The sequence below is a fragment of the Negativicutes bacterium genome (genome assembly GCA_018052945.1).
GTDB lineage: Bacteria > Bacillota > Negativicutes > JAGPMH01 > JAGPMH01 > JAGPMH01.
Window position 1 is genome coordinate 60306 of record JAGPMH010000002.1, and the last position, 7210, is coordinate 67515.

The 7210-nt window shown below is 33.6% G+C and carries 10 protein-coding genes; 1 reads left to right on the forward strand and 9 read right to left on the reverse strand.

Going from position 1 to position 7210, the window contains the following annotated elements; genetic code table 11:
• Positions 1 to 15 precede the first annotated feature (15 nt).
• Positions 16 to 822, reverse strand: coding sequence for an HD domain-containing protein (locus tag KBI38_00765; GenBank protein MBP8628599.1), 807 nt, complete (start codon positions 820 to 822; stop codon positions 16 to 18).
• Between the two features lie 42 nt (positions 823 to 864).
• Between KBI38_00765 and KBI38_00770 the strand changes: the two genes are divergently transcribed.
• Positions 865 to 1626: a sulfite exporter TauE/SafE family protein gene (locus KBI38_00770; protein MBP8628600.1), complete on the forward strand. Its 762-nt coding sequence runs from the start codon at positions 865 to 867 to the stop codon at positions 1624 to 1626.
• A gap of 55 nt (positions 1627 to 1681) precedes the next feature.
• Here the strand turns inward: KBI38_00770 and KBI38_00775 are convergent, their stop codons facing one another.
• The 8 genes from KBI38_00775 to KBI38_00810 all read right to left on the reverse strand — a co-directional run bounded on the left by KBI38_00775 (position 1682) and on the right by KBI38_00810 (position 7024).
• Positions 1682 to 2401: a tRNA threonylcarbamoyladenosine dehydratase gene (locus KBI38_00775; GenBank protein MBP8628601.1), complete on the reverse strand. Its 720-nt coding sequence runs from the start codon at positions 2399 to 2401 to the stop codon at positions 1682 to 1684.
• A 17-nt stretch (positions 2402 to 2418) separates the two neighbouring features.
• Positions 2419 to 3534, reverse strand: a complete 1116-nt coding sequence (locus KBI38_00780) for a metallophosphoesterase (protein MBP8628602.1) — start codon at positions 3532 to 3534, stop codon at positions 2419 to 2421.
• Positions 3535 to 3657: 123 nt separating this feature from the next.
• Positions 3658 to 3897 (reverse strand): hypothetical protein, encoded by a 240-nt coding sequence (locus KBI38_00785; GenBank protein MBP8628603.1) that lies wholly within the window; start codon positions 3895 to 3897, stop codon positions 3658 to 3660.
• A gap of 176 nt (positions 3898 to 4073) precedes the next feature.
• Positions 4074 to 4472, reverse strand: a complete 399-nt coding sequence (locus KBI38_00790) for an arsenate reductase ArsC (protein MBP8628604.1) — start codon at positions 4470 to 4472, stop codon at positions 4074 to 4076.
• Between the two features lie 44 nt (positions 4473 to 4516).
• Entirely contained in the window at positions 4517 to 5098 is a 582-nt protein-coding gene (locus KBI38_00795) for a cob(I)yrinic acid a,c-diamide adenosyltransferase (GenBank protein ID MBP8628605.1), read from the reverse strand.
• 118 nt (positions 5099 to 5216) lie between these two features.
• Positions 5217 to 5624 (reverse strand): hypothetical protein, encoded by a 408-nt coding sequence (locus tag KBI38_00800; protein MBP8628606.1) that lies wholly within the window; start codon positions 5622 to 5624, stop codon positions 5217 to 5219.
• Between the two features lie 237 nt (positions 5625 to 5861).
• The gene (locus tag KBI38_00805) at positions 5862 to 6086 is read right to left on the reverse strand and encodes a glutathione S-transferase N-terminal domain-containing protein (protein ID MBP8628607.1); all 225 of its coding nucleotides are present in this window, start codon (positions 6084 to 6086) and stop codon (positions 5862 to 5864) included.
• An 11-nt stretch (positions 6087 to 6097) separates the two neighbouring features.
• Complete coding sequence (locus tag KBI38_00810) at positions 6098 to 7024, reverse strand: FAD-dependent oxidoreductase (GenBank protein MBP8628608.1); 927 nt, start codon at positions 7022 to 7024, stop codon at positions 6098 to 6100.
• Between the last annotated feature and the right edge of the window lie 186 nt (positions 7025 to 7210).

Genomic DNA, 7210 nt, shown 5'->3' on the forward strand with positions numbered 1-7210 from the left:
TAATTTTTTATATTTTTAGCTATTTATATTATACTTTTCCGTTAAATATGCCTTAAGTTTCTTAATTCCAGCAACAGTTATTTCATTTTCCGGCAAAGTTGCCGCAATTTTCATGAAATGACCTTGTGACAAAATTTGGTCCATACTCCACTGATAGTTGATGTTATATAACCACAACAACCTTACCAATTTTCGGTCTTCTGTTGTCTTCATATAAGTATAATCGCACTGTTTTCCTTCTAAAAAAGCCTTTGCAAAAATTTCACTATAACCATCATCACTAGACTGCACCAACGTTGGTTCTAGTACTCGGTATATATCAATTTTATCGGCATCACGAATTATTTTACTAAAAAGTTGTTGTCGCTCTGAACCGTTACTATCGATTTCAATCGCATTATGGTTAGTAATAGCAAATTTAAAAACAGCTAAATCTTCCGCCGATAAATTCTCCAATAACACTAAATCAGCTATTTCCCTTAAACCCAATAAGGAATGGTTTTCTGACTTACGATCATTAAACGTTTTATAAATTTCAAACTGTCTAAATCGCCCAATATCATGGAATAATCCTATCATTTCCGCCAATATCACATCATGCTCAGCCAATGCTAAATGACTCGCTAATTGGCGACAATATTTTGCCACCAAATAAGTGTGCTGTTCCTTTAACTCGATATGTTCTTGCACCAATCTATCTTCAGTATAAAAACTCTTAATATAATTTTCAACCCAATCATACATTTTATCAATTGTTGCTTCCAATTTCAAACCCTCTCTTTGCAAAATCCTCAAATCGCAGTATGATAAATAATATACCATCATCTTGTACTAATTAAAATACTTTATAGGAGGCGCATATTTATTTTTTCTGTTATTAGCTTATTTACATTAGGAGTTTTTGTCGGCGGTTTAGGAACTTTAGTCGGCATCGGTGGCGGCTTAATATTAATCCCTATTTTTATATTTTTGTTCAATTTTTCACCACAAAATGCCGTAGCAACCTCACTGGTAGTGGTATTTTTAAATGCCTTATCAGGAACTTTTGCTTACATCAGGCAGGATAAGGTTTTTTATAAAGCTGGTCTGCCCTTTGCCTTAGCTACTATTCCCGGAGCTTTTATCGGCAGTTACTTAACCGAATACTTTACCGGTGAGTCATTTCGCTTAGCTTTTGGTATTTTCATTTTACTGATTGCCACCATTATGTTATTTAAAACTAACCCACCCTCTAACCATTTACCCTTCCATAAAAAAACCTTTCAATTTAACCAAAAATTAGGTATTGCTATCAGTACTTTAGTCGGTTTCCTCTCCAGCATTTTCGGCATTGGCGGCGGAGCAATTCACGTCCCCTTAATGATTTATGCTTTAAAATTTCCTATCCACATTGCGACGGCAACTTCTCATTTCGTCTTAACCATTTCTTCATTTATTGCCGTAATTTCTCATTTTCTCTTTGGTAATATCTTAATGAGTACCGCCTTATCCATTGGCTTTGGCGCAGTAATTGGTGCACAAATCGGTGCCAAAATATCACAAAAAACAAAACCCAAATACATCATCACCCTATTGGCAGTAATGCTCACTTTAATGGGCTTACGTTTCATTTTTACAGCAATTTAAACTAACTACACAAAAGAGCTAAATTTATTTTTTATTAATAAATTTAGCTCTTTTTTTATTGGGGAAGTTTCAGTAAGTCTTTCACTACTTCACTGGCAATAATTAGCCCTGCTACTGATGGAACGAACGAAATACTCCCCGGCACACTGCTACGGATAGGGTTACCTTCTTCGTCCACTGTCATTGGCACTACTGGCTCTTCTTTCGAATAGACCACTTTAACAGAATCAACATTTCGCTTACGCAATTCTTTGCGCATAACTTTAGCTAGCGGACAAACCGAAGTCTTTTTTATATCAGCTATTTCCAGCCTAGTAGGGTCAAGCTTATTACCGGTTCCCATCGAACTGATTATCGGAATGTTTTTTTCTTTCGCACAACAAATCAAATCAAGTTTTGCCGTTACATTATCAACAGCATCAACAATATAGTCAAGGTCATCATTTAAAAATTCATCTGCTCTCCCCGGCAAATAAAATTCTTGTTTTGCCACTACCGTAATTTCAGGATTGATACTTAACATCCGTTCTTTCATGATTTTAACTTTCGATAACCCTATCGTTTGCTGAGTCGCCGGCAATTGACGATTAATATTAGATATAGAAATATCATCTTTATCAACAATAACAATCTTACCAACGCCAACTCTGGTCAGTGCTTCCACAACATAACTTCCTACTCCGCCAATCCCAAAAACAATCACCGTGCTATTTTTTAGTTTATCAATATTAGTTTTACCTAACAACAATTCCGTTCGCGCAAACATATTTTCCAATAAAATTACACCTCATTTCACTTCAAAATAAAAATAGTTATTTCCGGACGACATCCTAACCGAAACGGCATCCAATGCCCTAGTCCAACATTAACATAACCATATAAATCACCTTTTTTATACAACCCCTTGTAATATTTATAACGCAACGCCATCATTTGTGCAAAGCCCGGAAATTGCCCACCATGAGTATGTCCGGCTAAAGTTAACGCAATATTATTTTCAAAGCTCTCCTCAATAAAAGCAGGATGATGACTCAATAATACTTTCAAAGCCTCCTGTGGTATATCCTTTTGTGCTAAATTAAGCATATTACTTCTATTAAGCTTACTATTATCAAACGGATAATCTACACCCAATAAATATAACTTTTGATTAATTTGATAATTTTCATTACATAACACCGTAATTTCACTATCTTTAAAAGCCTGCTCAATCAGTTTGAAATTTCTAATGTGCTCATGATTTCCCCAAGAAATTACAATTTTATCAAAATACTGTTGGTATTGTTCTAATAAAGTTATTGTTGGGGTTAGCAAACTCAAATCATCAATTAAATCGCCTGTAATCACCAATAAATCAGCTTGCTCAGCTTGAATAAGTTTTAAACAAGCTTCTAGTTTTTCCATAGAGAAAAACAACCCTAAATGAATATCGCTAAGTTGAATAATTTTAAAATCACTCAATCCTTTTGCCTTAGCTTCAACTTCAAGTTTCAGTGTATTAATCTTTATATTTTCACTTTCATTATAAACCCCATATAAACTAACCCCTAATGAAAAAGTCGGAACAGCAATCGCTATTTTTTTTAATAAATTTCTTTTAGTATCATCAAAAGTATTATTACTGTTAATGCTTAGTATTTTTTCTATAAGCAATGCTAACGGACTAAGCAATAGTGCCATAAATTGCAGTGAGATATAGGTGAAAAATAATTTCCCTACCGCTAAACTAATATTATCAATTTCTCTAAACCGTAAAAAAAACAATCCACTTAGCACAAAAAAATTCAAACACCAATAAAACCCTATCACCAGTCTATTCTTATAAACATCACTAATTAACCCCAATAACTTAATTAAAACATAACTTATTAAAAGATATAACCCTATTACCAACACAAAAAAATTCATAATACTTCACCTTATTTTTATAAAAAAATAGGAACCAACGATCGTCGATTCCTCAAAATGCTTCTGTTATAATTTTATCTCTACCAAACACCAAAATAGCCTAACTATTGAATAAAAGTTAAATCAAACTTCACCTCTTAGATGCGCTGATTCTGCTTGTTTTTCACAGTAGTACCATCTTACTGAGTTACCAATGGAACAACGAACTGCATCGAGCTTTCCTTCTTGTGCAAGCTTCTTGAGACGACTTGCATCAAAACCACTAACTGATAAATAACTTGCTGAAATGTAGCCGCATCTTTTTAAATATCCTCGATAACTTACGCTATCACGACTGTCCATTTCGACCGTTTTTATTGCCATAGTGTCTCCCCCCTAAAAGTTGAGATTATAGCTTTGCATACTCGGTGTTTACACCTACATTATAATACAAAATATGTCTTTTGACTACTCTTTTTGCTCTTTAATTGTAAAAATAGGTCTTTTTGCTCCTGTTTTTAATGTTTTTTAAACAATTTTGTAACTTTTTGTAGTATATTTTACAGTAAGTTATTTTTTATTCTCGTTACTAGACTATCAACTTTATTTTTTATTATATTTCTGGTTTGGCGAAATTCTGCCAAGCCTTTTCCCGAAGGATCCTCTAGCCCCCAGTCTTCTCTGTAACTGCTTTTTATCATCGGACAAACAACATTACAGCCCATCGTAATGACAATATCAACTTCCGGGATATCTGACAATAATTTAGAGCTTTGATTAATTTCCATATCAATCCCCAACTCTTTCATTACCATAACTGCATCTTGATTAATTTGCGGTTTAGTTTCAGTACCGGCGGAGTAAGCTTCTAACACCTCCAGCCCAATAACCCTCGCCAAAGCTTCGGCCATTTGCGACCGACAAGAATTATGAACACAAATAAAGGCAACTTTTTTCATTATACTTCTCCTCAATTAAAATAATAAATTTAGCTAAGCTGATATTACAGCTCAATTCCTAACCGTCCTTGGACACCTTCAGCATAATAATGTTTAGCTTCCTGCATATCAGTTACCAAGTCAGCACAAGCCAATAAGCGTTGATCCGCCTTTCGACCAGTCAATACCAATTCCACTTCCGGTTTGCGTGCATCTAAAATCGCTTTTAATGCTTCCCATTTTGCCAACTCAAAAAATAATACCAAATTAATTTCATCTAAAACAACCAAATCATACTCTCCCGAACTAACCGCCGCCAAAGCTTCCTTTAAGCCATCTTTAATCATATTAACATATTCAATCGGTGGATTAGACGGTTTATAAAAAACAACTTCTGAGTCTAGCCGTTCTGGATTAATCTGACATTGGTCAGTAGCAATAAAAAAAGGCTTGCCAAAAGTTTTACAAACTAATTGCGGATAAAAAGATTCCAAAATTTTATGTTCGCTATATTCTTTATTCTTCATAAATTGCAGCAAGCAAACTTTCTTTCCGGCTCCTAACGCCCTGATAGTAAGACCAATAGCAGCTGTCGTTTTCCCCTTGCCATCCCCAGTGTAGACTTGCACATAACCTTGTTCTTTCATCCCAGCACCTCATTTCATTAAAATTATAGCTTAATTTTGTGTTTTTTTCATTAAAGTTATCTTAATTTTGTATTAAAAAAGAAGCAATCTAACAATTGCTTCTTTCCAATTTAATAAATTATATTGATTTAAGTACACTATAACTAAAACTACTAGGAATTGTTTGTTCAATCAACTTACTATTATCTTTGGATTTACTATAAACCCTACAAGCAACTACTTTCTTTAACTTGCTATTAAAACAAATACTAGTATTAACTTCTAAATTATAAGACCTCATCTTATCAGCAAAAACCTTGCCGGAATTGACGTCTTTTGATACAACCTCATAGACAAATAGCTTATCCTTAGTGAGATAATTTAATATCATCGGTGGTAAATAATTACCCAAAAATGTCGCTACAAAAATTGTCAAATATACAAATTCTCCACTTTGTTGTGCGGTATAAATAAAACATACCACACCTAGCGACGCACAAATTGCTCCTAAAAAATATTTATCTTTATAAATACAAATTGTTTTCAATACGCCAAAAGCACAATCAAATAATTTTACTAAAAAAAGTAATATTAAAGATATCAAAATACTAATTACTACATTACCAACTTTCCTTATATTGCGAATTTAAATAACAGAACTTCTTTCACAGCATCTTAAAGAAATATACCAGCATTTTCTATTTAAATTCATTACATTATTATAACACAGAAATAATTTTTGTCAATAAAAATACTTAGACTAATTTAGCCTAAGTATTTTTCCTTATTTTAATAATTCATCAATTTTTTCTCTGTCAAAACCAACGACAAAATCATTGTTTATTTCAATCACCGGTACATTACGTTGTTTTGACAAATTAAGCATTGCTTGGAACCCTTGTTCATCTTCCTCAACATTAATTTCTTGATAATCTACCCCTTTTTGGTCTAAATAAGCTTTAACCTTTTTACACCAAGGACATTCATTAATAGAATATACTTTAACCATAAAATCATCTCCTATCTGTTCTTATTAATATATTCTTCCGCTAAAATAGCAGCAACAGTGCCATCACTAACAGCGGTAGTAAGTTGTCTAACTTTCTTACTTCTTACATCACCTGCCACAAATACGCCTTCTATATTAGTTTGGCAACTTTCATCCGCTATTATATTTTTATTTTCATCTAGTTTTAGATAATCAGCATACAATTTAGTCCGCGGTGTTGAACCAATATAAACAAATACACCTTGGACTGTTAGATTATATTCTCCATTATCATCTTGCAGCAGCAAACTCTCTAAAGAATCTGTCCCTACAGCATTTTTCACCGTAGTCTTATATTTTATCTCAATAGCAGGGTGATTAAGCATTTTTTCTAAACTTGTTTTATCGGCTTGAAAAGCATCACCTCTATTAATGACAAAAACTTTTGTTGCATATTTGGTAAGCGCTAACGCCGCTCCTACTGCTGAATTACCACCACCAATAACAGCTACTACTTTGTTATCATATAAATAGCCATCACACAGTTCACAATAATGTATTCCCTTACCGCGCAATTTTTTTTCTTCCGGTATTGGCAATTCTCGTCTTTTCATCCCAGCCGAAATAATCAGCACTGCCGGTTGATAAATATACATACTAGTTTCAATAACTTTTAAAGAGTTTGATAAATCAACTTTTACAATATAGTCAAATTCATCAATCTTCGCACCTGATTTTAATGCTTGTTCTTTCATCCGATTTACCAACTCTTCACCACCAATAGTGGCAAACCCGGGATAATTTTCTACAACATAGGCTTCTCTAATTTGTCCACCAATTAATTCATCTTCAATAATCATCGTCTCTAATTTAAATCTTGCTGCATATATCCCTGCTGTTAATCCAGCCGGCCCCGAACCAATAATTAAGACATCTGGTTTTTTCACTTCTTTATCCATATTATCACCTATATATTTTTAACGATAAATTTTAACTCTGTCTGCTATACTTTTATATTCTTTTTCGCCAGGCTGTTCTAGTGGATTGCCAAAAGGCATTTGTGCTATCAGCTTCCACTTTTCCGGTATTGACCACTGTTTTTTTACGGCATCATCTATTAAAGGATTGTAATGTTGCAAGGTAGC